The organism is Pseudarthrobacter sp. L1SW (assembly GCF_020809045.1).
Classification (GTDB): domain Bacteria; phylum Actinomycetota; class Actinomycetes; order Actinomycetales; family Micrococcaceae; genus Arthrobacter.
Genome location: NZ_CP078079.1, coordinates 3,911,747 through 3,938,116, shown reverse-complemented (window position 1 = coordinate 3,938,116; position 26,370 = coordinate 3,911,747). Strand labels below are relative to the sequence as shown.

Annotated in this window: 26 protein-coding genes; 7 read left to right on the top strand and 19 right to left on the bottom strand. The window is 66.8% G+C overall.

What is annotated here, in order from left to right:
• Nucleotides 1-9 precede the first annotated feature (9 nt).
• The 3 genes from KTR40_RS18220 to KTR40_RS18210 form a co-directional block, all read right to left on the bottom strand.
• A complete protein-coding gene (locus KTR40_RS18220; protein WP_139030905.1) occupies nt 10-1,326 on the bottom strand; it encodes an ATP-binding protein in 1,317 nt (438 codons plus the stop codon).
• Nucleotides 1,327-1,472: 146 nt separating this feature from the next.
• On the bottom strand, nt 1,473-1,721 hold the full coding sequence (locus tag KTR40_RS18215) for an SCO4226 family nickel-binding protein (RefSeq protein WP_139030904.1): 249 nt from the start codon (nt 1,719-1,721) through the stop codon (nt 1,473-1,475).
• A 95-nt stretch (nt 1,722-1,816) separates the two neighbouring features.
• The gene (locus KTR40_RS18210; protein ID WP_228404649.1) at nt 1,817-2,764 is read right to left on the bottom strand and encodes an L-lactate dehydrogenase; all 948 of its coding nucleotides are present in this window, start codon (nt 2,762-2,764) and stop codon (nt 1,817-1,819) included.
• Between the two features lie 182 nt (nt 2,765-2,946).
• On the opposite strand from KTR40_RS18210, the gene ggt reads away from it, so the two are divergent.
• Nucleotides 2,947-4,788, top strand: a complete 1,842-nt coding sequence (ggt, locus tag KTR40_RS18205; protein ID WP_228404647.1) for a gamma-glutamyltransferase — start codon at nt 2,947-2,949, stop codon at nt 4,786-4,788.
• Between the two features lie 105 nt (nt 4,789-4,893).
• Here the strand turns inward: ggt and KTR40_RS18200 are convergent, their stop codons facing one another.
• The 4 genes from KTR40_RS18200 to KTR40_RS18185 are packed head-to-tail and all read right to left on the bottom strand — an operon-like array spanning nt 4,894 to nt 9,623.
• Nucleotides 4,894-6,408, bottom strand: coding sequence for an amino acid permease (locus tag KTR40_RS18200; protein WP_228404645.1), 1,515 nt, complete (start codon nt 6,406-6,408; stop codon nt 4,894-4,896).
• 17 nt (nt 6,409-6,425) lie between these two features.
• Complete coding sequence (locus KTR40_RS18195; RefSeq protein ID WP_228404643.1) at nt 6,426-7,847, bottom strand: aspartate ammonia-lyase; 1,422 nt, start codon at nt 7,845-7,847, stop codon at nt 6,426-6,428.
• Between the two features lie 6 nt (nt 7,848-7,853).
• Nucleotides 7,854-8,891 (bottom strand): asparaginase, encoded by a 1,038-nt coding sequence (locus KTR40_RS18190; RefSeq protein ID WP_228404641.1) that lies wholly within the window; start codon nt 8,889-8,891, stop codon nt 7,854-7,856.
• 30 nt (nt 8,892-8,921) lie between these two features.
• Entirely contained in the window at nt 8,922-9,623 is a 702-nt protein-coding gene (locus KTR40_RS18185) for a FadR/GntR family transcriptional regulator (RefSeq protein WP_139030898.1), read from the bottom strand.
• A gap of 116 nt (nt 9,624-9,739) precedes the next feature.
• On the opposite strand from KTR40_RS18185, the gene KTR40_RS18180 reads away from it, so the two are divergent.
• The 3 genes from KTR40_RS18180 (at nt 9,740) to KTR40_RS18170 (ending at nt 11,921) form a co-directional block, all read left to right on the top strand.
• Entirely contained in the window at nt 9,740-10,153 is a 414-nt protein-coding gene (locus KTR40_RS18180) for a hypothetical protein (protein ID WP_228404639.1), read from the top strand.
• 269 nt (nt 10,154-10,422) lie between these two features.
• Complete coding sequence (locus KTR40_RS18175) at nt 10,423-10,674, top strand: helix-turn-helix transcriptional regulator (RefSeq protein WP_228406198.1); 252 nt, start codon at nt 10,423-10,425, stop codon at nt 10,672-10,674.
• Nucleotides 10,671-11,921: a type II toxin-antitoxin system HipA family toxin gene (locus KTR40_RS18170; protein WP_228404638.1), complete on the top strand. Its 1,251-nt coding sequence runs from the start codon at nt 10,671-10,673 to the stop codon at nt 11,919-11,921. Before KTR40_RS18175 ends, KTR40_RS18170 begins: the two co-directional genes overlap by 4 nt.
• A 21-nt stretch (nt 11,922-11,942) precedes the next feature.
• Here the strand turns inward: KTR40_RS18170 and KTR40_RS18165 are convergent, their stop codons facing one another.
• The 3 genes from KTR40_RS18165 to KTR40_RS18155 form a co-directional block, all read right to left on the bottom strand.
• Nucleotides 11,943-12,875 carry a hypothetical protein gene (locus KTR40_RS18165; RefSeq protein ID WP_228404636.1) on the bottom strand — a complete coding sequence of 311 codons (933 nt, stop codon included), beginning with the start codon at nt 12,873-12,875 and terminating at the stop codon, nt 11,943-11,945.
• Between the two features lie 12 nt (nt 12,876-12,887).
• Nucleotides 12,888-13,505: a uracil-DNA glycosylase gene (locus KTR40_RS18160; protein ID WP_139030895.1), complete on the bottom strand. Its 618-nt coding sequence runs from the start codon at nt 13,503-13,505 to the stop codon at nt 12,888-12,890.
• 163 nt (nt 13,506-13,668) lie between these two features.
• Nucleotides 13,669-15,153: an HNH endonuclease signature motif containing protein gene (locus tag KTR40_RS18155; RefSeq protein WP_228404634.1), complete on the bottom strand. Its 1,485-nt coding sequence runs from the start codon at nt 15,151-15,153 to the stop codon at nt 13,669-13,671.
• Nucleotides 15,154-15,399: 246 nt separating this feature from the next.
• Between KTR40_RS18155 and KTR40_RS18150 the strand changes: the two genes are divergently transcribed.
• A complete protein-coding gene (locus KTR40_RS18150; protein WP_228404632.1) occupies nt 15,400-15,906 on the top strand; it encodes a hypothetical protein in 507 nt (168 codons plus the stop codon).
• Nucleotides 15,907-15,919: 13 nt separating this feature from the next.
• On the opposite strand, the gene KTR40_RS18145 is transcribed toward KTR40_RS18150, so the two are convergent.
• Both KTR40_RS18145 and KTR40_RS18140 read right to left on the bottom strand, forming a co-directional pair.
• The gene (locus KTR40_RS18145; RefSeq protein ID WP_228404630.1) at nt 15,920-17,392 is read right to left on the bottom strand and encodes an amidohydrolase; all 1,473 of its coding nucleotides are present in this window, start codon (nt 17,390-17,392) and stop codon (nt 15,920-15,922) included.
• Nucleotides 17,389-17,772, bottom strand: coding sequence for an RNA-binding S4 domain-containing protein (locus tag KTR40_RS18140; protein WP_139030891.1), 384 nt, complete (start codon nt 17,770-17,772; stop codon nt 17,389-17,391). The genes KTR40_RS18145 and KTR40_RS18140 overlap by 4 nt, the downstream gene beginning before the upstream one ends.
• A 161-nt stretch (nt 17,773-17,933) precedes the next feature.
• Between KTR40_RS18140 and KTR40_RS18135 the strand changes: the two genes are divergently transcribed.
• Nucleotides 17,934-18,449, top strand: coding sequence for a hypothetical protein (locus KTR40_RS18135; RefSeq protein ID WP_228404628.1), 516 nt, complete (start codon nt 17,934-17,936; stop codon nt 18,447-18,449).
• 28 nt (nt 18,450-18,477) lie between these two features.
• Here KTR40_RS18135 and KTR40_RS18130 read toward each other — a convergent pair whose 3' ends face one another.
• The 4 genes from KTR40_RS18130 to KTR40_RS18115 form a co-directional block, all read right to left on the bottom strand.
• Nucleotides 18,478-19,605 (bottom strand): sulfite oxidase, encoded by a 1,128-nt coding sequence (locus KTR40_RS18130; protein WP_228404627.1) that lies wholly within the window; start codon nt 19,603-19,605, stop codon nt 18,478-18,480.
• A gap of 104 nt (nt 19,606-19,709) precedes the next feature.
• Nucleotides 19,710-20,507 carry an SDR family oxidoreductase gene (locus tag KTR40_RS18125; RefSeq protein WP_255708938.1) on the bottom strand — a complete coding sequence of 266 codons (798 nt, stop codon included), beginning with the start codon at nt 20,505-20,507 and terminating at the stop codon, nt 19,710-19,712.
• Between the two features lie 64 nt (nt 20,508-20,571).
• The gene (locus KTR40_RS18120) at nt 20,572-21,576 is read right to left on the bottom strand and encodes an aldo/keto reductase family protein (RefSeq protein WP_139030888.1); all 1,005 of its coding nucleotides are present in this window, start codon (nt 21,574-21,576) and stop codon (nt 20,572-20,574) included.
• 27 nt (nt 21,577-21,603) lie between these two features.
• On the bottom strand, nt 21,604-22,395 hold the full coding sequence (locus KTR40_RS18115) for a hypothetical protein (protein ID WP_228404623.1): 792 nt from the start codon (nt 22,393-22,395) through the stop codon (nt 21,604-21,606).
• A 163-nt stretch (nt 22,396-22,558) separates the two neighbouring features.
• On the opposite strand from KTR40_RS18115, the gene KTR40_RS18110 reads away from it, so the two are divergent.
• Nucleotides 22,559-22,957, top strand: coding sequence for a YchJ family protein (locus tag KTR40_RS18110; protein WP_228404621.1), 399 nt, complete (start codon nt 22,559-22,561; stop codon nt 22,955-22,957).
• Here KTR40_RS18110 and KTR40_RS18105 read toward each other — a convergent pair whose 3' ends face one another.
• From KTR40_RS18105 to KTR40_RS18095, 3 genes are all read right to left on the bottom strand, one after another.
• On the bottom strand, nt 22,958-23,797 hold the full coding sequence (locus KTR40_RS18105) for a TIGR04086 family membrane protein (RefSeq protein WP_228404619.1): 840 nt from the start codon (nt 23,795-23,797) through the stop codon (nt 22,958-22,960).
• A 64-nt stretch (nt 23,798-23,861) separates the two neighbouring features.
• Nucleotides 23,862-25,907 carry an acyl-CoA dehydrogenase family protein gene (locus KTR40_RS18100; RefSeq protein WP_228404617.1) on the bottom strand — a complete coding sequence of 682 codons (2,046 nt, stop codon included), beginning with the start codon at nt 25,905-25,907 and terminating at the stop codon, nt 23,862-23,864.
• Nucleotides 25,908-25,968: 61 nt separating this feature from the next.
• Nucleotides 25,969-26,271, bottom strand: a complete 303-nt coding sequence (locus tag KTR40_RS18095) for a hypothetical protein (RefSeq protein WP_228404615.1) — start codon at nt 26,269-26,271, stop codon at nt 25,969-25,971.
• Between the last annotated feature and the right edge of the window lie 99 nt (nt 26,272-26,370).

Below are 26,370 nucleotides of genomic sequence, written 5' to 3'. Positions count from 1 at the left end.
ATGTCAAAGCTACACGCGTCCCAATGCGTCGATGTCTTCAAGGAAGTCCTGGTGCACTTCGGCGCTGACGGTGGTGCGGGTGTCGGCGATGGCGTCGAGGTAATCCTGCGTGGAAGGCCCCTTCCGGACGGCCTCGCGGACAGACGCGGTACCGCCGGAAGCCAGCCCGCCGTCGTCGTACACTGCCTTCTCCAGCGCACGCTGGGAGGCGCTCCGCGCCGCGTACTCGATGTCCGCGGGGGAGAAGCCCTCGGTCTTGTCCACCAGCAGCTCCACGTCCACGGCGTCCACCACGGGGGCGGGGATGAAGCGCTGCCACATGGCTTCACGGGCCTGCCGGTCGGGCAGCCCGATGGGGATGACGTAGTCGAACCGGCCGTGGCGGAGGAAGGCCGAATCCAGGGCGCGGATGAAGTTGGTGGCGCAGACCAGCAGCCGGCCGGGTTGTTCGCGGAAGGCCGGGATGATCTTGAGGAGCTCATTGGTGACGCCCTGCAGGGGTGACGGCGGCTCGCCCGAGCGCTGGGCGGCGATCTCCTCCACCTCGTCGATGAACACCACGGCGTGCTCCAGCTCGGCGATCTCCAGGAACGTTTCGCGCAGTGCGCCGGCCAGGCCCTGCGGGTCGGCGGCAAGACGGGAGGGGAAAACCTCCACGAAGGGCCATTCCAGGCGGGAGGCGATGGCTTTGGCGAAGGTGGTCTTGCCGGTACCGGGAGGGCCAAAGAGGACGACGGCGCGCGGCGGCACAACGCCGAATTCATCGGCGAGATCCGCTTCAGCGAGCGGGAGGACCAGGCGGCGCTCCAGCAGTTCCTTCTCCTTGCGCATGCCCGCCACGTTTTCCCAGAGGTCTCGCGCCAGGACCCGTCCGCCGAGCTGGCCCAGCGCGCCAAGCTCCTGCCGCTGGACGGGAATGGTGCGTTCGAAGTAGCGCAGGTTCTTCTTCAACGCGAAGCCGCGGCTGAGGAACGCCTCCACCCGGGTTTCCGATTCCGGCATGAGGGCCGAGAGCTTGTTCAGCCCGTGGGGCGCCATCCGGTTTTCGACCGCGGCCAGCAGTGAAGTGCCGATGCCCCGGCCGCGGTACTCAGGCAGGGTAGCAAGGAAGACGATCCAGCCTTGGTCGTGGGCTGCGCGTCCGACGGCGGCACCCACCACCTGCTCGCCCTGCACCGCCACCACGGCATGGTCCTTCTCGCAGGATGCCAGCACCTCCGAGAGGGCATAGACAGGCTCGACGTTGTTCGCCTTGAGGCTCTCCCAGAGGTGCAGGATCCCGTCCAGGTCTGCCGAATGGAAATCCCTGATGCGCCAGTTGGTCATGGGTTACTCCCGGGTGGTTCGTCGTTGAACTGCGTCGCTGGCCCGCACAGAGCAGCAAGGTAAAGCGCTCTGCTGAGCATAAGCGATCAGCCCGCGACGAAGGGTTGCGGGGACGTTGCATTACATGACGGCCAACTGGCCAGTGGTCAGACCTTGATCGGAACAGGATGCACTTCGTCTGCGGGGTGGCCCGCGCGCTCATGGATACGCCGCACAGCGTCAGCAGAGGGGGCTTCTGACAGGCAGTAGACAAAACCTGATTCGGGATCGGCCCAAGCCGATTTGAAGTCCACGCTCTCGTCGTCTTGAATGGCAAGGTCCGCGTTGTGGGCCTCCTGGAGGGCCTCCTTGGTGATTCCGACCATATTGTGGTGGACGTCCATGAATTCCGGCATGTTCTTTGTGCTCCTTGGTTCATCGTTGAAACAGCAGGATGTCGCTGAGGCTAGCCCTAAGCCCGTGGGCCGTCAACAGGGAGGGCGCAGCCCCGTCAGACTCCCAGCGTGGCCAGCGAGTTCCGGAGGGTGTCCGCGGAATGCTGCAGGGCCACCACTTCGCCGTCGTCCATGGGCATCTCAAGGACGGTGTGGACGCCGCCACGTCCCACAACGCTCGGCAGCGAGAGCGCCACCCCCGAAATCCCGTGCTGCCCGTCCAGGACCGTTGACACCGGCAGCACCGCGTTCTCATCCCGAAGGAGTGCTTCCACGATGCGTGCGCCGGAGAGTCCTATGGCGTAGTTGGTTGCGCCCTTTCCGGCGATGACCTTGTAGGCCGCCTGGGTCACTTCGCGTGCAGTCTCGGCAAGGTACCCGGGGGTGAAGACGCGCTCGCCGTCCACCTTCCAGTCACGGACGGGGATGGGGCCGATGGTGGCGGTGGACCAGGCCGGGAACTCCGTATCACCATGCTCGCCCACGATGCTGGCGTGGACGCTGGCCACGGCCACCCCGGCACGCCGTGCCAGCAGCCAGCGCAGCCGCGAGGTATCCAGGACAGTGCCGGAGGAAAAGATGCGTCCCGTTGGAAGGCCGGAGATTTTCTGCGCCGCCACGGTGAGCACGTCGCAGGGGTTGGTGACCAGGACGTAGACCGCGTTCGGGGAGCGCTCGAGCAGCCGCGGCATGAGGTCTTCCAGGATCCGGACGTTGGTTCCGGCCAGGTCCAGGCGCGTCTGGCCCGGCGCCTGCTTGGCCCCGGCGGTAATCACGACGACGTCCGCACCCTCCGTCACCGCGATGTCACCGCCGCCGGTCATTGAGGCAGCGGCTGCAGCGAACTGGGTGCCGTGCGCCAGGTCCAGGACTTCGGCCTCGGCCTTGGCGGCATTGACGTCGAACAAGGCGATGTTGCTGGCCGAACCACGGATGAGGGCGGCGTACGCCAGGGAGGTCCCCACGCTCCCGGCCCCGACAATGGCGAGTTTAGATCCTGACATGAAGTACCTCGTCTTCCCCGGCCCGGAGCTGGGCCCGCGCTGATGGTGCTGCTGCCGGCAATCGCTTTTATGCTACCGAGCGCGGGAGCCTGCGGGGCAAGAGCGTAGGCGGCACCGTTGAGAGTGTCTGGCCCGAGGAGTAGCGTGTGAGCCACTTCACCCACACCCGTTCAGGAGCAACCATGCCAAATCTGGGACGCCGGCTCGCTGCCGTGACTGCAGCACTGGCGATGAGCGTGACCACCAGTGCCATCGTGAGTCCTGCCGCTTCCGCCGACGAGCGGCAAACCCAAAAAGCACCCAAAGCCACCGGGTACGGCGGGGCTGTCAGCACCGTGGACCCCGAAGCCTCGGCGGCGGCCATCGAAGTCCTCCGCGAGGGCGGCAACGCCGTGGACGCCGCCGTCGCGGCGGCAGCCACCCTGGGCGTCACCGAGCCTTACAGCGCCGGCATCGGCGGGGGCGGGTACTTCGTGTACTACGACGCCGCCAGCGGCAAAGTCAGTACCATCGACGGCCGCGAGACGGCCCCGGCGGCCATGCCCCGGGACGGTTTCATAGACCCGGCCACAGGGGCGGCGTATCCGTTCCGCAAGCAGGCAACGAGCGGCATGTCAGTGGGTGTGCCGGGCACGCCCGCCACCTGGGAGCGCGCACTGGAGCGCTGGGGGAGCGTCAGCCTCGAGGACGCGCTTGAACCGGCAATCGACGTTGCCAGCAGGGGCTTTGTTGTGGACGCCACGTTCCAGCTGCAGACGCAGGACAACAAGGACCGCTTCCAGCCCTTTACGTCCACCAGTGAGCTCTTCCTGCCGGGCGGTGAGGCGCCGGCCGTGGGGACAATCTTCAAGAACCCCGCCCTCGCGGAAACGTACAAGCTGCTGGCCAAGAAGGGAATGAAGGCCTTCTATAAAGGTCCCCTTGCAAAAGAAATCGCGGACACCGTCCAGAACCCGCCGATGGTTCCGGGCTCCACCCTGCCGGGTCCCGCCGGCGTGATGACCACCAAGGACCTCAAGGATTACGAGGCGCTGGACCAGGATCCCACCCACGTGAACTACCGCGGCTACGACGTCTACGGGATGGCCCCCTCCAGCAGCGGCGGAACCACCGTGGGTGAGGCGCTGAACATCCTGGAGGTGTTCGATCTTCCGTCCCTGAAGACCGACGTGCCCAAGGTGCTGCACCACTACCTCGAGGCCAGCGCCCTTGCCTTCGCGGACCGCGCCAAGTACGTGGGCGATCCCGCCTTTGTGGACGTTCCCACGGAGGCGCTCCTGGACCCTGTGTTCGGCAAGGAACGGGCCTGCGAGATCAATCCGCTGCAGGCGGCGGCTCCCAAGCCTTTGCAGACTGCCGGAGACGTCACCTCGTACGACGGCATGTGCCCGGTGAAGCCGGCAGCGCTCGCCGATGAGAACGACACCGAGAACATTTCCACCACCAACCTGACCGTTTCAGACAAGTGGGGCAACGTGGTGGAGTACACCCTCACCATCGAGCAGACCGGCGGGTCCGGCATTGTGGTTCCGGGACGCGGCTTCATCCTCAACAACGAGCTCACGGACTTCTCGGTGGTGTACAACGAGACGGATCCCAACCGGATCCAGCCGGGCAAGCGGCCGCGCTCGTCCATGTCGCCAACCATCGTGCTCAAGGAAGGCGAACCGTTCGTGGCACTCGGTTCCCCGGGCGGCTCCACCATCATCACCACGGTCCTGCAGACGCTCATCAACCGCATCGACCTGGGGATGAGCATCTCGGAGGCCCTGGCCGCGCCCCGCGCCGCGCAGCGGAACACGGAGAATGTTACGGCCGAGCAGGCGTTCATCGATAAGTATGGTTCCGCCCTGACCTCGACGTACAAGCACAAGCTTGTGGCGGCCGGTGCCCCCGGAACGTCAGCGGCAGAAATCGGCGCCGCCACCGCCATCGAGTTCCTGGATGACGGGCTGGTTGTCGCCGCGGCCGAGCCGGCACGGCGCGGCGGCGGATCGGCCATGGTGGTGAACCCCTCGAAGTAGTTGGTCCACTGCCGCTTGAGGCGGCGGGCGTTAAACCCCGACGGCGGCACCCGGGTTCTGTAGCTCCAGAACCTGGGTGCCGCCGTCGGACATTAAGTACCGGGGCTACTTCTTGAAGGTGGCCGCGGGCGGGTTGGCGATGACGGGGGAGATGCCGGTGAAGCCTTCGCGGGTTTCGGCGATGTCGCGGATGCGTTTGCGGCAGGCGTACCAGCCGAACACCATCAGGATGGAGGCGATGGCGGTGACCAGCATGGTGAGCGGAGAGTCGATGAAGACCATGACCAGCACGCCCACCAGGAAGAGCAGGGAGAGGTAGCCGGTGTAGGGGGCGCCGAACATGCGGAAGGAGGGGCGTTCCAGCCAGCCCTTGTCCGCCCAGCGTTTGAGCTGGATCTGGCACAGGACGATGGTTGCCCAGGTCATGATGATGCCCACGGAAGCCACGTTCAGCACGATCTCGAAGGCCTGGGCCGGGACGAGGTAGTTCAGCGGGACGCCCAGGAGGGAGACGGCGGCGGTGATGGCGATGCCGCCGTAGGGGACGCCGGCTTTGTTCATGCGGGAGGCGAACTTGGGGGCGGAGCCGTTGACGGACATGGAGCGCAGGATCCGGCCGGTGGAGTAGAGGCCGGCGTTGAGGGAGGACAGGGCGGCGGTGAGGACCACGAGGTTCATGATGACGTCCACGCCCTGGATGCCGATGGAACCGAAGAAGGTCACGAAGGGGCTGACGCCTTTTTCGTAGGCGGTGTAGGGCAGCAGCAGGGCCAGCAGGATCACGGAGCCGACGTAGAAGACGGCGATACGGAAGACCACGGAGTTGATGGCCTTGGGCATGATCTTTTCGGGGTTTTCGGTTTCGCCGGCTGCGGTGCCGACGAGTTCGATGGAGGCGTAGGCGAAGAGGACGCCCTGCATGAGGATGATCATGGGCAGCAAGCCGTTGGGGAAGACGCCGCCGTTATCGGACAGCAGGCTCAGGCCCACCTGCTGGCCGTCCACGGGGGTGCCGAAGATGACGAAGTAGGTGCCGACGATGAGGAAGATGACCAGGGCGGCGACCTTGATCAGGGCGAACCAGAATTCCATTTCGCCGAAGACTTTGACCGAGACCAGGTTCAGGCACAGGACCACCACCAGGGCGATCAGGGCCCAGGCCCATTGCGGGACGGCTGCCATCCAGGGGATGTAGTTGCCGAAGAAGTTCATGTAGAGGGCGGCGGCGGTGATGTCCACGATGGTGGTGGTGGCCCAGTTGATCCAGTAGAACCAGCCGGAGACGAACGCGGCCTTCTCACCGAAGAATTCGCGGGCGTAGGAGACGAACGAGCCCGACGAGGGGCGGTGGAGGACCAGTTCGCCCAGGGCACGCAGGATCAGGAACGCGAAGAACCCGCACACTGCGTAGGCGATGACCAGGGACGGGCCGGCCGCGTTGAGCCGGCCACCCGCGCCGAGGAACAGCCCGGTGCCGATCGCGCCGCCGATCGCGATCATCTGGATCTGCCGGGGCTTCAGGTTCTTGTGGTAGCCCTTGTCCTCGGCATGCAGGGCGGTTTCGGAGGCGTGCGCGTGGCCGCCGTCGATGACGTGGTCGGGTAAGGGGGCATTAGTCATGGGGTTTGTCCTTTGGGCTACTTGCTGAGGTTGGCGAGGCGTTCGGGGCTGAGGAGTTCCTGGAGCTGCGCATCTGTGAGAAGGCCGTGTTCCAGGACCAGTTCGGCCACACCCTTGCCGGTTGCGAGTGCTTCCTTGGCGATGGCGGTGGCGGTGGCGTAGCCCAGGTGGGGATTGAGGGCTGTGACCAGGCCGATGGACTGTTCCACCGTGCGGCGGAGGTGTTCGGTGTTGGCGGTGATGCCCCGGATGCAGCGGGCCGTAAGGGTGCGGCACGCGGCTTCCAGGTGGGAGATGCTCTTGTGGAGGCTGTGGACGATGATGGGCTCGAAGGCGTTGAGCTGGAGCTGTCCGGCTTCGGCCGCCATAGTGATGGTGACGTCGTTGCCGATGACTTCGTAGGCCACCTGGCTGACCACTTCCGGGATTACCGGGTTGATCTTGCCGGGCATGATGGAGGAGCCGGACTGGACGGCCGGCAGGTTGATTTCGCCGAAGCCGGCGCGCGGGCCGGAGGAGAGCAGGCGGAGGTCGTTGCAGGTCTTGGACAGTTTCACGGCCACGCGCTTCAGCACACCGGACAGGTGGACGAAGGCGCCCACGTCCTGGGTGGCTTCGATGAGGTCAGGGGCCGTCACCAGGGGGAGCCCGGTCACTTCCGCGAGGTGCCGGCAGGCGGCTTCCGCGTAGCCTGCCGGGGCATTCAGGCCGGTGCCGATGGCGGTGGCCCCAAGGTTGATCTCGTGGATCAGCAGTTCAGCCTCGGCCAGGCGCAGCCGGTCCTCGCCGATGGTGATGGCGTAGCTGCCGAATTCCTGGCCCAGGGTCATCGGAACCGCGTCCTGCAACTGGGTGCGGCCCATCTTCACTATCGTGCGGAATTCAAGGGCCTTCGCGGCGCAGGCTTCCTCCAGCTCGGCCAGGGCAGCCAGCAGTTCCCGGGCCGCGAAAATGGTGCCCAGCTTCACCGCCGTGGGGTACACGTCGTTCGTGGACTGGCTGAGGTTGACGTGGTCGTTGGGGTGCAGGCGGGCGTAGTCGCCCTTGGGGTGGCCGAGGATTTCGAGGGCGCGGTTGGCGATCACCTCGTTGGCGTTCATGTTCGACGACGTCCCGGCACCGCCCTGGATGACGTCCACCACGAACTGGTCGGCAAACCGGCCGTCCAGGATGTCGCGGCAGGCCAGCTCGATGGCATCGGCGCGTTCTGCATCCAGCAGGCCAAGTTCCCGGTTCGTGCGGGCGGCTGCGAGCTTGACTGCGGCCAGGCCGCGAACCAGGTGCATGTTGGAGGACAGCTTCTGGCCCGTGATGGGAAAGTTCTCCACGGCGCGGAGGGTGTGGACGCCCCAGTAGGCGTCCGCGGGTATGTCGCGGTCGCCGAGCAGGTCGTGTTCGGAGCGGGTCAGTGCTGGGGCGGTGGTATCGATGGAGGTCATGTGTCCTTACGGGGCTTCGTTGACGGGTGTGGACAGTTGGTTCAGGAAGTCGGTTGCCTGCAGCAGGCCCACCGGGTGCCCGCCACCGAGAACCGGTGCCGTGGCAAGGGGAAGGAGCGGTGAAGCATCTACGCCCAGCGCCTCAAGCAGCCTGACGATGGCCGGCATCCGGGCGCGGTCGCCGCCGTCGGAAATCTTCACGGCCACCGAGCGGCCATCCGCCAGGCCCACCAGTTGGACGCCTTCAAAGCCGTCCTTCGCCACCGCGCCCGGAAGCAGGCGCATCAGCTCGGTGACGTCGCGGCCTTCCCCGGCCACCATCTCCGGGTGGCGCTGCATGGCGAGGCCGACGGCGGCTGCCGCAGTCCCGTCGTCGTCCGCGGCGGCGCGGGCAATGAGGCCGAAGGCGCGGGCCATGCCGCGCAGCGTCATGGCAAATAATGGCGTGCCGCAACCATCGGTGCTGAGGGCGAGCGGTTCCTCGCCCGTCAGCTCGATGACGGTCCCGGCAACCAGTTGCTGCAGCGGGTGCGAGGGGTCAAGGTAGCCCTTGACCGGCCAGCCGTTGATGATGCACGTTGCCGCCATGGCTGCATGCTTGCCCGAGCAGTTCTGGGTGAGCTGCGTGGCGCGGCCCCCGTTGCGGAGCCATTCCTCGCGTTCCGCCGGGCCGTAGGGGAGGTCCCGGCTGTTCGCAAAATCGCTGACGCTGAGGCCGTGCTGTTCGAGGATCCGCAGGGCTCCCTGGCGGTGCTTTGCGCCACCCGAGTGGCTCGCGGCGGCCAGGGCCAGGAGTTCGGCCGGGAGGTCCAGGCCGGCGCGGACCATGGCTACGGCCTGCAGCGGTTTGAGGGAGGACCGGGGGTAGAACGGCGCCAAGGGTTCGCCTGCAGCCGCCGCTGTGGTGCCGTCCGACTCGAGGGCGATGGCCGATCCGTAATGGATGCTTTCCACCAGCCCGTCGCGGGTGGCGGTGACCAGGGGAGCGTGCTGCGGAAGCAACGCAGCAACGCTGTGGGCAGCAGAAAGCACAGGGGAGGGCATGGATTCCTTGGGTGGGGTACTTGGCGGTGGCTAGTTGTTGAGGATGGAGTCGAGGGCCTGGCCCACGGCGTGGAGGTGGTGGGCCATGGCTTTCCGCGCCGCTTCCGGGGAGCCGGCCTCGATGGCGGAGAGGATTTGTTGGTGTTCCACATCTGAGGCGTGCTGCCTGTCCGCCACCATGTTCAAGGTTTCGGACTGGTGGGCCAGGGCGCCGCGGATGTCCGCCACCACGCTGGCGAACACCTTGTTGCCGCTGGCGCCGGCGATGGCAGCGTGGAAGCTGGAGTCCAGGGAGACCCAGGATTCCGGATCAGTCTCGGTGGCCATTGCGGCCACCAGGTGCCGAAGGGTTTCCAGTTCCTCCTCGGTCCGCCGTTCGGCGGCCAACCCGGCAGCGGGGATTTCGATGTGCGGCCTGGCTTCTGTGAGGTCACGGGCCGAGTACTGGCCCAGCGTGAGGTCGTTCGCCACCTTGTCGGCGACGACGAACGTCCCCTTCCCCGTTTTGGTGACAGTCAGGCCCAGGGCGGTGCAGGAGCGGAGGGCTTCCCGGATCACCGAGCGGCTGACTCCGTACTGCTGCGAAAGCGTGGCCTCGGAGCTGAGCTTGCTGCCCACGGGAACCAGTCCGGACTCGATGTCCCGCCGGATGGCGTTGAACACCGCTTCGGCAGCGCTGAGCCGCGCGAGGGGTGCAGGCTGTCCTGCTGTCCGGCTGTCTGACAGGTTCACGCTTTAAATATGGCAGGGGTCACAGCGGGTGTCAATGCGTGACGGATTCGCAGGGAGACTCTCAATTTTTACCCAAGAGCCTCCCGCGTCAGGGTTCCGCCCCGTAGCCTGCTGCCATGGATGAATACTCGGAGGAACTCGTCAATCTTGCTTTCATGGCTTTGGATCACGCAATTGATTCAGTGGTCTCGTCCGGAACGGATCTGGTGCCGTTTGTAATCCGGGAGCGTGGCGGGCAGCGGAACCTGCAGAGGTACCTCGTGGAAGGTCAGCTTGAGGCAGGCGTTGTGGCCGCCCGGCAGTCGCTTATGCAGGAACCACTCTCAGATCGCGTCGCCCTTGCCTGGGACGGCTACATGACAACGTCGGAGGGGCGCCAGGAGGCCGTCTTCGTTGAGTCCTACGAGCAGGGCGCGCCCGCCGGGTTCATCATGGCCCAGCGGTACCAGCGCGCCGGGTTCCTCAAGAAGAAGCGGGAGTCGGTGGGCAATCCCGCCCTCGTGGAGAAGAATACGGCCCCGCTCTTCTAGCAGTATTGCGCTTCATTCCATGCGCACGCGCTGTCAGCGTGGTTGCGGCAACGGATTCCCTGAGCGCTTCCTCTGCTGGGCCCAGGCCCATGACATCCAGGACCGGACCTACAGACCGAGCCCCCAGTCGCAGCCCCGTCCAAGTCTTGGACGTCTTTAGGTACGTTCGTACCGAAAGGGTGCTATGCGGCGAGGGCGTAGGGCTTCTATAGTCAGAGGAGGCCCTAACCGGTACGTTCGTTCCTACGGAGGTTGAGACGAATACTTTTATTGAAGGCCTCGCGGCCCAGGTCCGCGCGCGCCGCGCAGTCCTCCGACTGACACAGCACGACCTCGCCGATATGGCAGGCGTCTCCGAGCGTTTCGTGCGTTTCGTGGAGCAGGGGAAACCGAGCGTTCAGCTTGACTCCCTGGTGGCGGTACTTGAGACGCTGGGCCTCGAATTGCAGGTCGCAACGCGTTCAAGCCCTGCCGCCCGCGCCCTCTCCGTGCCGCCAGTCGGGGACGGCGCTGAACAGTGAGGCACCGCATCGCGGATATCTACAAAGCGGGCGTGCTGGCCGCACGGCTCGAAAGGCACGACGGCGGCACGCGGTTCAGCTACTTGCCCGCCTACCTCAAAACAGGGGGAGCCGCCGTCGCCACGTCCTTGCCGCTCAGCAGCGAGCCGGTCCTTTCTGCCGCGGGGGCGGCGCCGCCCTATTTCACAGGCCTTTTGCCCGAGGGCCGCCGCCTTAATGCGCTGCGGCGCTCGATCAAGACCAGCGCTGACGACGACCTCTCCCTGCTCATCGCAGCCGGAGCGAATCCCGTGGGAGACGTGCAGATCGTGGGCCATGGGGAGCGCCTGGACCCGGATGACCACGCGGTGCCGCTGGACCCGAAACAGGCGGTGGACTTCGACCAGCTGCTGGGGAACCCCGACATGATCGATCCGGTGGCCTTGGCCGGCGTGCAGGACAAGCTGTCCGCCGGAATGATTTCGGTGCCTGTAACAGCGACCGGACGCCAGTTCATCCTCAAGCTCAACGCGCCAGAGTTCCCGCACGTGGTGGAGAACGAGTTTGTGATGTTCCGCTATGCGGCCAAACTTCGGATCCCGCTGAGCCGTGTTCGGCTGATCCGGGATGTTGCGGGCCGGCCGGGGCTGCTGGTGGAGCGTTTCGACCGCATTCCGGTGCCCGGCGGCGGACCGGACGAGGCGCGGCGGCTGGCAGTAGAAGACGGCGCCCAGGTGCTGAAGCTGTACCCGGCGGACAAGTACAACGTCGGCTACAGCAGGGTCTGCCACGCGCTTGCAGGACATTGCTCCGCACCGCTTCCCGCCCTGAGGAATCTCGCCATCCAGGCCGCCTATGCCTGGCTGACAGGCAACGGCGACCTGCACGCCAAGAACGTGTCCATGGTCCAGCAGGCCGACGGCGAGTGGACCATAGCTCCCATGTACGACATTCCCTCCACAGTGGTTTATGGAGACAAAACGCTGGCGTTGACCCTCGACGGAAAACGGACCGGAATCTCCCGCCGCCATTTCCTGGGTTGGGCTGCCGAGCTGGGACTAACCGACCGTGCCGCCGCCCAGGCAGCGGATATTGCCTTGAAGGCGGCCGCCCCTCTCATCGCGGACCTGGAGGCGGGCACCGCCTTCCGCGGCCTGGATGGAAGCGGGGCAAGGAATGCCGACGACGGCGGATCGCCGTTTTCCGGCCCGGTCACCAGGGATTGGATCAAGGAGCTGAAGCACCGGCGCCGCCTGCTGGAAGGCTGACCCGCACTGTTAGCGGCGCCGCTAAGGGCCGTCGTACCACCTGAGGACCCGCAGTGCGCGGAGGGTGTTCCAGCGGCTTGGCTGTCCGTCGCCTGCTTCCAGCGGGAAGTGGACCTTGCCGGGGTGGGTGTTTTCCAGGAGCCAGGTGCCGTTCGGCTGCTGCTTGGAGCGGACCACGTCCACTGCTTCCGCCAGGCGCTTGTCCGGTCTGCCGCCGGCGGACCGGAAGTAGTCCAGCCCGCGGAGAACGTCGTAGAACCACCGGGTGGGGTAGGAGAACTGGAGCCAATCGTTACTAATCAGGGCGCCGGTGGATTTCCGCCGCAGCAACCGCCGTTCCAGCAGGTATTCCTCTCCCCGGCGCCGGGCCTCACGGGATTCCGGGGTGCCGCCGGTTGCCCGTTCATGCCCCACGAGCCCTTCGAGGACACAGATGGTGGTGTGGAACGAGGAACGCGTCGAGCCCCGCTCGGCCTCGCAGTTCCAACCGCCGTCAGCGAGTTGCTCCCGGGCCAGCCGCTCCACCACCCGGTCCACGTTTTCGCCGAAGTAGGCCCCGAGCGCCACAGCCATTCCGTTGATGCAGGGTTCGACTTCGCCGTCGAAAAACGGCTGGTTGCCTTCCTCCCAGCGGCTGTTCTCCCGGACCAAGGTGACCGCCCGGCAGGCTTCCCGGCTGTCAGGCCTGAGGCCGAAGTCGCGCAGGAGCAACAGACTGTAGGTGGTTGCAGTCCAGGGCTGGCCGTCCGGGTCGTCGTCGAGTGCCGGCCAGTACGTGCCGCCGTCCCATTGCCCGTCCGCCCCCTGCAGCGCGAGCAGCCGGGCACCCCAGCCCCGGGTGGCCACCAACTCCCGCTCGGCGAGAAAAACCTCGGGCGAAGCGTCAGTGAGGTCGCGGAGGACCTGCCAGCGGAGTGCGGGATCGGAATCGAGCAGCCACGCTCTAACGTCCACGACGGGAAGAGCCTAAAGGTGCTGGATGCCGGCCCGCTGCATGGCGTCCTTGTAGATCTCCACACTCTTGGCCAGCAGTTCTTCCTGCTTGGCCTCGGAGACAGCGAAGGCGCGCCCACCCAGGGCGGAGGCCTTGTACACCTTGATGCCGCTGTTCCTGAGGGATTGGTGGTAGGTCTTCTCGAAGAGGGTGAGGAAGGTCGAGGCATCGGTGCCGTGGGCGATGATTGCCGAGACCCGGGAGTTGATCTTGAGGAACTGCCGGAAGGGGCGGAGTCCGTCCGTCTTCTCCTGCACATTGAGAGCCGAGGGCATGTCAGGGTCGCGGACCCAGGGGTAGGCGTTCCAGGGCATCACATAGCGGGGATCGAGTTCCGCCAGTTCGTAGATCTGGGTGGCCCGGCGGGCGGCCTCATCGTCGTTGTAGTGCGAGACGAAGCCGGACTCGGTGCCTTTCCCGGGGCTGACCTGCAGGCTGACGATCCGGCACTCATCCTCGTCATGCACAGGGTCGATATAGGGGACGACAGACCCTGGCTTCTTTTCCATCAGTTCATCGCAAAGCTGGGTTACCTTCGCGATGTTCGGTTCCTGTAGCAGGGCCTTTTTCTCGTCCCAATCAATCGTCACGATTTCTCCCTCAGCAGCAAGGCGTCCAGAATCAGGCGTCTTAGGCCACTCTACGCTTCCGGGCTGAAGGGTGGGCAGGCGGAGTTCTCTCTCCCTTGTCCAGGCACAGCGTGACGATGCTCCTCCGGAGGCCCCTAGCGGGCGTCTTCCCCCTCCCCACGCCTCAGGGAATGCCGGTGGTGGCGCGCTTTATTGCCCTGACGCGGTGCCGGTATTGACGACGACGACATGACGGCGCCCCGCCGGCAACATCAGGCGCTGGCCTGGATGGTGGACTCGCCTCCAGCGGCAGGTCAACGGGCGCTCCACCAACCAGTGGTGCGCCAGCCAGCACGGTTCCGGGCAGTGGTGGTGCGGTGGAGTGGTAGGTGTGGCCGGTGGGTGTTCGGAGTTCGACTGAGTGGCGCTGCCCCGGCCGGGTATCTGGCCGGGCGGTCCAGCCGGGGTTTTCCTTGGTGTGGTTGCAGGCTTCGCAGAGGCCTTGGCCGTTGTGGCTGGTGGTGGGTCCGCTGGTGTGCCAGGGGATGATGTGGTCGTGGTGGCGGATCGGGGCGTCGCAGTAGGGCGTGCGGCAGGTATCGTCCCGGACCTGGAGGAAGCGGCGGAGTCCTGGCGGGAAGAGCCGGGCCTTGGAGTCCATCGCGACCAGTTCACCCTCCGCCGGCGCTGTGTAGAGCCGGCGCAGCCAGACCTGAAGCCCGGTATTCTCAGCGCTGCCCGCGGACCCGGAATCAGTTGCCGGACCAGCCGCCCCGGGGCCGGCAGACTCCGGCCCGGCCGCTGCGCCCAGTACTGCCTTCCTGGCCCATTGGGCGGGGACGGTGCCGTAGCCGGTGAGGCGGGCGGGTTCGCTGTCGCCTTGGAGGAGGGTGCGGTCGGTCATGACGAGCTGGATGTCGATGCCGGTGATCCCGGCCGGGGTCCCGGTGAGGCACTCAACCAGGCGGTCGGCCATGATCTGGCCCTTGCCCCGGCCGTCCCGCGTGGCCCGGCCCTCTCCGGTGGCCCGGCCGTCCCCCTTGCCCCGGCCGTCCCCGGAGGCCCGGCCGTCCCCGGTGGCCCGGACGGTGTCAGCGTGCCGGGTCAGGGCCGCGTAGGCGGCAACGCCCTGGGCGACCGGAAGCAGGGCGGTCAGGCGGGTCATGGTGTCCGGTGCCGGGCGCAGCGTCACGGTCCGCTCGTTGGCGGCCCGGGATGCCCGCTGCGCGACCGAGGACGGGTCCCGCCGGTACGCCGCGGCCCGGACGGCGGCGGTCACGGCCCGGTCCCCGGCACCGGCCAGGGACCCGGTATCAGCGGCGAGTTCCTCGTCCACGGCGCACCGGTCCTCGGCGGACAGGCAGGCGGTTTCCTTCACCACGAGGGTGGCGCGCCATTCGTTCAGCTGCCCGGACTCCAAAGCGGCCAGGGTCCGCGGCATCTCGGTGGCCAGTGCCCTGGCAAGGCCCAGGAGCCTGCCTCCACGGGCAGGGGACTCCCGCCGCGCCAACGCTATCTCGGCCCCCACACCCGCACCCCGGTCAGCGGCAGGGACGCCGGCGGCGGCCTGTTCCTGCCGCACTCCGAGGTCGTAAGCCACCGCGATCCGTGCCTGCTTCGCGGCGATCAACGACTTCAGATCCTCAAGCCTTCGGATCTGGTCAATCATGCCCTGACCATCAGGGGCTGGGCGGACGGTAGCCACGGCGCGAAGGACTTCGGCAACACAAGGCCCAGGGAGGCCTCCCGCACCCAGCCCCACTGCCGCCGTCGTCACCGCTTCCATACAGAGAGTCTTCCAGCTGGGACTGACAAAATCCGGCCAGCCGGAACCTATGTGGATAAGCGAGGCAAAGCCAGCCCGCGGACCGTCCTGTTCGGACGGTACCGGGAGGCCGTGCTGTTCAATGAAGGAATGCAGTTCGACAGAAAAGGCCTCAAGCTCGAAGGCTTCTCCGGCTTCCGGCCCATCGACGCGCTCGACGCCATGCGGATCCCCCAGGGAACCGGGCTCTTCGCTGTGCTGGCTCCGGAAGGGTTCCGGCCCCGCTTCCTCAAGAAAAGCACCGCCGGCGTCTTCAAGAAAAAGGACCCGTCGCTCCCGGAAGCTGCCCTGGCCGCCGAATGGGTGGACAGTGCAGCAGTCCTTTACCTGGGCAAAGCAGGCCCCGGTAGCAAAGGCAACCGCGGCCTGAGGCGGCAGATCCAGGAATTCCTGGACTTCGGGCAGGGCAAGCCGCCGGGGCACTGGGACGGCCGGCTCATCTGGCAGCTCGCGGACGCTGAAAAGCTGGTTATCGCGTGGAAGGAACTGCCCGCGGAACAGCTCACCAAAGCCGAGGCGGACTGCCACGCAGCCTTCATCGAAGGGTACGGACAACTGCCCTTTGCCAACCTGGTGAGGGCCCGCGCCAAGGGCTAGGAAGGCACCATACCTACGCCAATCCGCCGTCGTACGTAAAACGCCCGCCAAGCAGCGTTGCCGCCACCGGCATTGCCGCGAACACCTCATCAGGCACCGCCAGGGGATCCCCGTCGAGGAGCACCAGGTCAGCCGCGTGGCCAACAGCAACACCGGAACGGCCCCGCGCCGAGGCAGTAAGGGCCTGCTCCCGCGTGATCGCTTCCCGGGGATGCCACGGCCCGCGCCCATCGCCGCGCGCCCGCAAGGCAGCGGCGGACATTGCCAGCCACGGTTCGAGCGGCGCTACGGGTGCATCCGAGCCCAGCAGCAGCGACGCCCCGGCATCAAGCAGCGACCGCAGCGGAAAGGCCCGCTCCGTCCGCCCCGCCCAGTTGCTTTCGGCGGCGTCGCGGTCGTCCAACGCGTGCACAGGCTGGACGCTCGCCGCCACCCCCAGCGACCCGAAGCGCGCAAAGTCCTCCCTGCGGACGAACTGGGCGTGCTCAATCCGGCCGCCAACCCCTGCACCCTCAAAAGCGTCAAGGGCCACCTGATTGGCAGCGTCCCCAATCGCGTGGACGGCGGGAACAAACCCCGTGTCCCGCGCCCGCTCCAGCAACGCCGTCAGCTCACCAGGATCCACTGTCAGCAGTCCGTGCCCGCCGAAGGGGTAGGGATCCACGCAATAGGCAGTCCGGGTATTAAGGGAACCGTCAATAAGCACCTTCAGCGGTCCCACGCGCAGCAACCGGCGGCCACCGTCGACCTCCTGCCCCGTCCGCATGCCCTCGGCGACGGCGCGTCCAAGGTCCGCCGGGTAGACGCCTGCCTCCACGCGCAAGGCGTCAAACCCGCCGGCGATGCGCCGCAGCCATGGGTCCCGGTTCCATGTCATCTCAAAATCCATCACTCCCACCACGCCGCGGGCGGCCGCTGCGTGGGCGGCGTCGGCCACCCAGCCATCCAGGACGGAGTCCGGCAGGCGTCCCAGTTCACGGGTCAGGGCAAAGGCAGGCCCCTCGCGCAGCAAACCGGAAGCTTCGACCTGCACTCCGTACCGGTTGGCCGCGGCCGAGTTGAGCCATACGCTGTGCAGGTCGTGGCTGACCAGTGCCGTCGGCTGGCCGCCGGTGGCGGAATCCAGCAGTGCCAGGGAGGGCGCGTCGGGCCACAGCGCGTCGCGGAAGCCGACGCCGACCGTGGTCACCGCGGGGTCCGCGGGGTCCGCGGCGGGCAGGAGGGAACGGACGACGGCGGCAGCACCTTGGGCGGTAACCGCACCGGAGAGGTTAATTCGGTTGGCGTGCAGCGCCCACTGGGTCATATGGACGTGCTCGTCCCACAGCCCGGGAATCACATAGCGGCCGTCCGCATCAATTAGCCGCGCACCGTCCGGAGACTCGTCGCCAGCACCGATCCGGCTTACGCGGCCGGCGCTGATGTGCACGCTGACGGGAGCGGGGTCCCCCGGAATCCGCACGTTCCCCAGGACAAGATCACTCATGCGGGACCGCGGAGCCGTTCCATCTCGCGGCGGTCCTTCTTGGTGGGCCGGCCGGCACCACGGTCGCGCTGCGGGAGGCCAAGCGCGGGTGCCACAGGGCGCGGCGGCGTGTGGTCGGTGAAACAGTGGGAGGCCGCCTCGGCACCGACACGTTTGGCAATCAGCCGGCGCACTTCGAGGATGCGTTCATACCCGGACATCCGCACGGTCACGGTGTCGCCCGTGATGAGCGTGGCGGACGCCTTGGCCGGGCTGCCGTTCAGTCGGACATGGCCGGCGCGGCAGGCAGCGGTGGCGGCTGAGCGCGTCTTGTATGCGCGGACGGCCCACAGCCACGCATCGATGCGGACGCTGGCGGGGGAGGAAGGAAGGCTGGTCATGGTTGGCACCGAGTATAGCCCCGGCGCCATGTTCAGCTTTTCGAATTGATTCGGCGGGCTTGCTTCCAAATTGCATTGACATCAGCAGTTCGGGCGAGCACTGTGAAGCCACGACGAGACGGCGACCTGCTGCCCCGCCTTCTTAGCGAAAGGCAGCTGTCATGAAAAATCTGCGTTTTCTGGCTCCCTTAGCCGCACTTGGACCGCTGTTGTCCATTGCTTGCCCAAGCGCCAGCGCCGCCCCCGAGCATAGTCCGGTGGAAACCCAGTCCTACGAGTTTGAGTTCGGCTGCGGCGATTTCGACGTCCGTATCAGTGGTTCCTCAGCCACCACATTCACTGAGTGGCTCGATGATCAAGGAGAGGTGTACAAAGTGCGGATGCAGGTTTCTGCGCCCGCCGATGTTGTGACAAATCTTGATTCGATGAAGGCTGTGACAGTAAGCGCGCACTTCGTCCAAACGTATACACGCGTTCCGGACACGAACGAATTCACCGTTACCGTGGTGGGACACCGCTACCTCGCGACGGAACCTGGTGAGGGCATCATAATGCGCGATGTAGGGCGGATTGTCTTCTCCGACCCCTCGGAAGAGATCGTCAGCGCAGCGGCAGGCAAACACGACGCGGCAACACCAAATCTTTTGGGGCCAGCTCTGTGTGGTCTTGTCGATTAGGTGGTGACATCCCTGATCACCGCCTCAACTACTCAACAGTCACACTGACCCGCTGCACCATGTTGTTGCCCAGTCCCTGGTAGTTCCAGTTCTGCTCTAAAGGCTGGGTGGCCCCGGTTTCGTCCGTTGCGCGGCAGGAAAGCTCGTGCTCGCCCGGGTCCGCCACCCACGGCATGGTCCACTTCCGCCACGCGTACCCGCCCGCAGGCTTCTCCAGCTGCGCGGGCAGCCAGGTGCCGTCGACGCCAACCTCCACGCCGGTGACCGCCCCCTCCCCGGACCATGCCCTGCCCTGCAGCAGCACCGGCCCGGGCTTGACTATCCGCTGGCGGGTGAAGAAGTCAGGAATGCCCGGCGGAACCATCAGCGAACGCACCCTGATCCGCGAAACGGGAGTGCCGGCGTCGTCCGCGGACTCCTGGTAGCGGTAGGCAACCTCCTGCTGGTAGCCCCGGAAGGGGGCCGTGACCACCTCAATGGACTCCAGCCACTTCACGCTGGCCATGCCGTACCAGCCCGGCACCACCAGCCGGAGCGGATATCCGTGCTGCGGCGGCAGTTCGCTGCGGTTCATCTTGTAGGCAAGCACGACGTCGGCACGCATCGCTTCATGGATCGGCAGGCTCCGCGCGTAACGCTGCGGGACGCCGCCCTGGACACCTTGGTCCGAACCTGTGAACACGACCTCCACGGCGTGCGGCAGGACGCCCGCCTTTCCCAGTAGGTAGGCGAGCGGAACCCCGGTCCAGTGCGCAGTCCCAACGCCCTCCATAATCCACGGCTGGCTCAGCGGCCTCGGACTCAAGAGGGAGCGCCCGTTCCCAGCGCACTCCAAAGTGACCGGCACCGTGATGGCAGGGTCCTTGCGGAGGGCCGCCATGCTCAGTTCCAGGGCCATCTCAACCGCGCCGCCGATCCGGAGGTGCCACGAGGAGGCGTCCACGTCCGGGATGTCGAAATGCGTCAGCACGTAGTGGAGGCCCGGCGGAGTGATGTCCCGTCGGAGTGCCTCCAGCGGCATGGAGTGGTTACGCGCGCCCAGCTGGAGTTCCTCGCGGGTGAGCGGCCCGGTGGTGGGCCCGGCCGCGGACGGAGCAGGAGGCCCTGGTGCCGCAGCCGGACCGGAAGGCTGCTGGTTGGTGTAGGTCTGTTTCATGGCGCTGCGACTCTTTCGCCTGGGGGTTCTGCTGTGCGGGGTGGACGCCCCTGCCTCAGGTTTACGCCCGGCCCGCGCGCCCGTCAACGCCCCTCCCGGGAGGTTTAGAGGACCGGCCTGGCCAGGAACTCGGCCAGGCTGATGGGGTCCTGGCCGGTAAGGCCATGGACATCGGGGGAGATCCCTGCCATTTCACCGGCGCCCATGGCTGTATACGTGCTGACCCACGCGTCCACCTGCCAGGGCGGGGCGCCGTAGGAGGCCCGGGAGGCGTACGCCTCCTCCACCGTCTCCGGCTGGTAGGTGATGGTGCGCCCGGTTTGCTGGGTCAGGATTTCGGCGGCGTGCGCCAGGGTCAGTTCCTCCGGCCCGGTCAGGTTGTAGGTGGCGCCCTTGTGGATGGCGGGGTCCCGCAGCACGGCAACAGCGCAGCGGGCAATGTCCTCGCGGGCAACGCCGGAGAAGACCCCGTCCCCGGCCGGTCCGCGGATCACGCCGTCCTCCCCGGCCAGCAGCGGCAGGAAATCCAGGTAGAAGTTGTCCCGCAGGAACGTGAACTCCAGGCCGGACGCCCTGATGTGCTCCTCCGTGGCGTAGTGGTCCCGGGCCAGTGTGAAGGTGGCGTCCGGGGCCGCGCCGTAGAGGGATGTGTACACCAGATGCTCCACGCCCGCGGCGGCAGCGGCATCCACGAAGCCGCGGTGCTGCTGCACCCGGTCCTCCGCTTCCGCAGCGGACACCATGAACAGGACCTTCACCCCGTCCAGGGCCGCCCGGGTGGCCGCCGAATCCTCATAGCTGCACACCGCCGGCGCGGCGCCGTCCAGTTGGGGAGCGCGGGCAGCGTCGCGGACCAGCAGGCGCTGGGCGAAGCCTGCCGCGGCAAGTTGCCGCGCCACCATTCCACCCAGCCCGCCAGTGGAGCCCGTGACGGCCAGGTCCGGGAGCCCGGAAGCCACAGTGCGCCTATGCTTCCCGTTTGGCAGGAGACTTGGTCTGGGCAGGATCACGCTCGGCCAACGAACCGATGGCGTCGTCGATCTTCTTCAGGACCTCCGGCTCCAGCTTCACGCCAGCGGCCGCCACACTGTCCGCGATCTGCTCGGGCCGCGAGGCGCCCACAATGGCCGAGGCGACGTTCGGGTTCTGCAGCACCCAAGCCACCGCCAGCTGCGGCATGGACAGGCCGGCTTCCTCGGCGATGGGCTTGAGTTCCTGCACGCCGGCCAGGACGTCGTCGCGCATCCAGCGCTCGATCATCTTGGCTCCGCCCTTCTCGTCCGTGGCGCGGCTGCCTTCGGGGGCGGGCTGGCCGGGCAGGTACTTGCCGCTGAGGACGCCTTGGGCCATGGGCGACCAGACAATCTGGGACACGCCCAGCTCCTCTGATGCCGGCACTACCTCCGCCTCGATCACCCGCCACAGCATGGAGTACTGCGGCTGGTTGGAGATGAGCTGGAAGCCGAGTTCCTTGGACAGGGCGTGGCCCTCGCGCAGCTGCTCAGCGGTCCACTCGCTGACGCCGATGTACAGGGCTTTGCCCTGCCGGACGATGTCCGCAAACGCCTGCATGGTTTCTTCCAGGGGCGTCTCGAAGTCGTAGCGGTGGGCCTGGTACAGGTCCACGTAGTCCGTCTGCAGCCGCCGCAGTGAGCCGTTGATGGACTCCATGATGTGTTTCCGGGACAGGCCAAGATCGTTCTTGCCCTTGGGGCCGGTGGGGCCGTAAACCTTGGTGAAGATCTCAAGGGACTCGCGGCGCTCGCCCTTCAGGGCTTCGCCCAGGACGGTCTCCGCGGCCGTATTTGCGTAGACATCGGCGGTGTCGAACGTGCTGATGCCGGCATCAAGGGCGGCGCGCACGCACTGCGAGGCGACGTCGTTTTCAACCTGTGAGCCGTGGGTGAGCCAGTTGCCGAACGTGATTTCCGAGACTTTGAATCCGCTGTTTCCGAGGTATCTGAATTCCATGGGTTTCACGCTAGCCCAGATGGTTGCTCAGGGTAAGGGCTGTTTGCCCTTTGGAGCGGGGCCGCTGGTTCCAGCCCCGCTGCCCGCTTCCGCCGCCTTACTGATGTGCGCCGGACCGGACAGGGATGCCAGCGAGCCGGTGTCCAGCGGAGCCAGGGGGTGGGGGACCTGCGGCTTCTTGAAGGACCGCGGCAGTTCGCGGGAAGGACGGCTGTTATCCAGCGCGGACTCCACCAGCGGCGCCACTTCCGCCACGTTTTCGGCCGGCACTGCCGGGTCAGGCAAGTCACGCACGGAGAGCTTAATCTGCGGTGTTGCTGCGCGCGCCCGGGCCTTTGCGCGGGCGTCCGCATCAGCAACGGCGGCGGCCCAGTCCTCAGCCAGGACGGGCGGTTCGCGGCGGGCAGCGGCCAGTGCCGGGTGGTGTTCGACGGCGGTGCGCAGCGACGACTTCACGTGGGCGGGCTTCAGCGCGGTGCGCCAATCACGGGGCGCCTTGCCCGGCCGGTGGCGGAATGCCCGGACCAGCAGCCCGGCGCGCGGCGGGCGTGGTGGGGACACCGCGGCAGCACCGCCGTCGGACACCGTGCCTTGCCCCTGCCGGCTGCCGGCGGGGCCCGTCAAGCGCACCAGCGGGAGCGATTCGTGTCCGGTGCCCCTGCCGAACAGGGCCAACAGCACGACGGCGGCGAGCCGGCCAAGTCCTGCCAGGACCAGCGTGATGACGCCCAGCAGGAAGAGGACCAGGAACATCAGGAATGCGACTCCCACGGTGCCCAAGAAAGTCAGGTTGAGGATGAGCGTATCCGGATTTTCCACGTCATCTCTCCTCTCTGCCGGCAGCGGGGCCGCGGGCGGCACCACCCTGCCCGGGCGCCGGCTCCTTCTCCACCTTACGGATTTTTGCGGGGCTGTGCCGCCGGGTGGGCTGGTGCTTCACCGGTTGTAGCAAAGCTGTTACCCATGTGACAGCATCGGGTGGATGACTGAATCTAGGGACCACGAAAACTGCATGTGCCTGTCCGGGGAGCCTTACGGACAGTGCTGCGGGCAGTTCCACCGGGGCGCAGCGGAGGCTGCCACCGCAGAGCAACTGATGCGCTCCCGGTACAGCGCGTTCGTGCTCCTTGACAGTGGCTACCTCCTGCGCACCTGGCATCCCCGGACAGCGCCGGCGGAACTGGAGCTGGATCCGGGGATGGAGTGGCGGCGCCTGGATATCCTGTCCAGTTCCCGCGGCGGGCCGCTGGATACCGAGGGGACCGTGGAGTTCAAGGCCTACTACCGGCACGGCCCCGAACGCGGGATCCTCCACGAGGACAGCAGGTTCATCCGGGAACATCGGCGCTGGCTCTACCTGGACGGGAACATCCTGGCCTGACTACTCGTCGTCGTAGTCGCTGTCAGGCGTGAAGCCGGCCCGGTCCACTTTCCGGTGGAAGCGCATGCCCGCAAGGCCGCCCAGCACTGCGCCGACCAGCGCCACCAGGGCGACCACCACGGCGGCGATGATGCTGGTGGTGGTCAGCTGGCCCTCATTGACGGGGATGCGCGGAAAGCTGTTGAGGTTGGCCAGGACGTTGAACTGCTGCCCGAACACAAGGCCGAGGATGGAGACGAGGACCGCCACGATCAGCGCCCAGATCCACACCATAAGTCCCTGCTTGGCGCCGTTGAAGCGCGCCATGCGGCCTGCCACATAGCCGCCGCAGTAGTAGGAGAGGAACAGGATGACCAGCAGGACAATGATGCCCACCAGCCCCACCGTGCCCTGGTTCTGCGCCGCCTGGCTGACGGCCTCGTTGACGTCCGTGTTGGTGGCAAGGCCAACGGCGGTTCCGGCCGCCGCCACAAGGGCGGTCAGCAGGACGGCCATACCGGTGGCGGTGAGCCAGCCGAAGAACGCGGAGCCCACCTTGATGCCGCCGAACCGTTCCTTTTCCCGGGCGACGGCGGTCTGCCGGTCAGTGAGGTTCGGATCAACAGCCGGGGCAGGGGACGTGGGGACGTAGTCCCGCTCGGCGTAGGCGCCGGACGGTTCTGTGCGGTCCGCTGGCACGCGGTCATAGGTGGAGGTGGGGGCGGCATCGCTTGCCGGCACCTGCTGGTAGGAGCGCGTGGGTTCGCCGCCGGCGGTGTCGCCGCGGTGGTTTCCGTTCCGGTCAACGTCCTCCCGGGCTCGCCTCGGGGGCAGGTTCTCTGGGTCTGTTGAGCTGCTCATAAGTCCACTCAACCATCGCCCACAGGAGATAGCAAGGATGCTTACTATTTCGTGACCTGCGGTTTTACCGGTATTTGCGGTGCAGGTTGTCCTTCCGGGAGGGGCCGGGAGAGGCGTCGGCGATCCACGGGCCCGTTCCTTCAGACGGGTCCAGGACGCCTTCCTCCAGCCAGGTGTAATCCCCGGCGAGGACCTTCCGCGTGAGGGCGTGGTCGCCGTCGTCCGTGTTCCGCCACAGCTGGTCGAAGTACTCGTCCACGCGCACCCTGGCCTGCTCGCAGTAGGCTTCGGCGAGCTCGTAGGCGCTGGCTGCCTTTTCGGGAGCGGTGTGGAGCAGCATTTCCGCCCGGGCACAGCAGGCCGTCATGGCGAACAGCTCGGCGCCGATGTCCACCACCCTGCCCAGGAACGCCTGCTTCCGTTCCAGCTTGGCCTGCCAGCGGCCCATGGCGTAGAACGTCTGCCGGGCAAGGCGCCGCGACGAGCGTTCAACAAACCGCAGCTGCTTGGCCAGCCGGCCGAATTCACCGTACGAGCGCGGATCCATGCCGGCGCCGGCCACCAGCTTGGGCAGCCACTTGGCGTAAAAGCCGGAGGCCCCGACGGCGGCCTTCGCTTTGTCGGACAGGCTTGCGTCCAGCGACGCGAGCTCGCCCGCGGCGGCCAGGTGCGCATCCACCGCTTCCCGGGCGATCAGGAGCCGCATGATCTCCGAGGAGCCCTCGAAGATCCGGTTGATCCTCAGGTCCCTCAGCTGCTGCTCGGCCGGGACGGCGCGCTCGCCGCGTGCCGCCAGCGATTCGGCGGTTTCAAAACCGCGGCCTCCGCGGATCTGCACCAGTTCGTCGGCAATCCGGCAGCTGATCTCCGTGGCCCAGAGCTTGGCCAGGGCGGCTTCGATCCGCACGTCCTTCTGGCCCGCGTCCGCAAGCTCCGCGGAGAGTTCGAAAACCGCATCCAGGGCGAAGGCGGAGGCTGCGATAAAGGCGATCTTCTTGCCCACAGCCTCGTGCTCGCCCACCGGCCTGCCCCACTGGGTGCGCGCGTTGGACCATTCACGGGCAATCTTCAGGCTCCACCGGCCGGAAGCCACGCACAGCGCCGGCAGCGCGAGGCGCCCGGTATTAAGTGTTGTCAGCGCGATCTTCAGCCCCTGGCCTTCACGGCCAAGCCGGTTGGTGGCCAGCACGCGGACCTGGTGGAACCGGGTGACGCCGTTCTCAATCCCGCGCAGGCCCATGAACGCATTCCGGTTCTCCACGGTGATGCCTGGCGAGTCCATCTCCACCACGAATGCACTGATGCCGCCTTTGTGCCGGGTGCCGTCAGCGTCGGTGTGCGCCGGGACCACGGCCATCACCACCACCAGTTCGGCGACCACGCCGTTGGTGGTCCAAAGCTTCACGCCGTCCAAAAGGTACGCCTCGCCGTCGTCCGTGGGCGTTGCGGTGCTGCCCAGCCGGGCAGGATCGCTGCCCACATCAGGTTCCGTCAGCAGGAAGGCGGTGATGGCCCCGGCGGCGCAGCGCGGCAGGTATTCGCGCTTTTGTTCGGGGGTCCCGAAGACCTTGACCGGTTCCGGTACGCCGATGGACTGGTGGGCCGAGAGGAGGGCGCCGAGGCTCGGGTGGACACTGCCCAGGAGCGCAAGGGCCCGGCCGTAGTACACCAGGGAGAGTCCCAGGCCGCCGTATTCCTCGGGGATCTTCATGCCAAAAACGCCGAGGTCCGCCAGGCCCCGGATGTATTCGTCCGGAATCCTGGCCTCGCGCTCGATCACCCGGCCGTCCATGCTGCGGGCAAACTCGGTCAGCCGGCGCATGAATGCCTCACCCCGGTCCACGGAGGCAGGATCCGGGGTGGGCCAGGGGTGGACCAGCCCGAGGTCGAAGCTGCCCAGGTACAGCCCCTTCGCGAAGCTTGGCCGCTCCCAGCCGGTTTCCCGTGCAGCCTCTGCCACGGCGCGGGCATCTTTTTCCGTGGCGCCGGCCCCGAGTTTTCCGGCGGGTACGGGGGTGTCCCCGGCCGGGGCGTTTGTTCCCGTGCCGGTGGCAACGGGGAGGCCGGTGGCAGGGCTTGTTGCGGAAGTGCTGTCAGTGGCGGAGCTCATGGGTTATCTCCTTGGCCGGAATGGCCGGTGTCGCCATGGATCCGCCGGGTTGGAGAACCCTTCAGCTGTCCCTCAAGATTACCCGCGGGTAGGTTCCGGTGCTAGGGGATGGCTGGGCCTGGAAGTCGCTGGCAACGTCCACCGCGGCGGCGTGGTGCACCAGCCTGTCCCAGCCTGCGTTGATGCCGTGGACCACGGCCAGGAGGATAGTGGAGACCACGGTCCAGCTGAGCTTTCCGACCCCTAGCAGTACCAGGGCAACCAGCCCTGCCGCCAGGACGAATGCTGCAAGGATCACGCCGAACACCAGGGTGCCCACGAACACCAAGGTGGCGTTGTCCACTGAACTGAGATCGAACTGCATTGGGTCCCCCTGCTGCGACGTTGCTTTGGTTGAGATCAGTAGCAGAAGCGTAGGTTGGGACCTCTCCGGCCAGCCACAGAAGCAGGGCCGGAAAAGGCT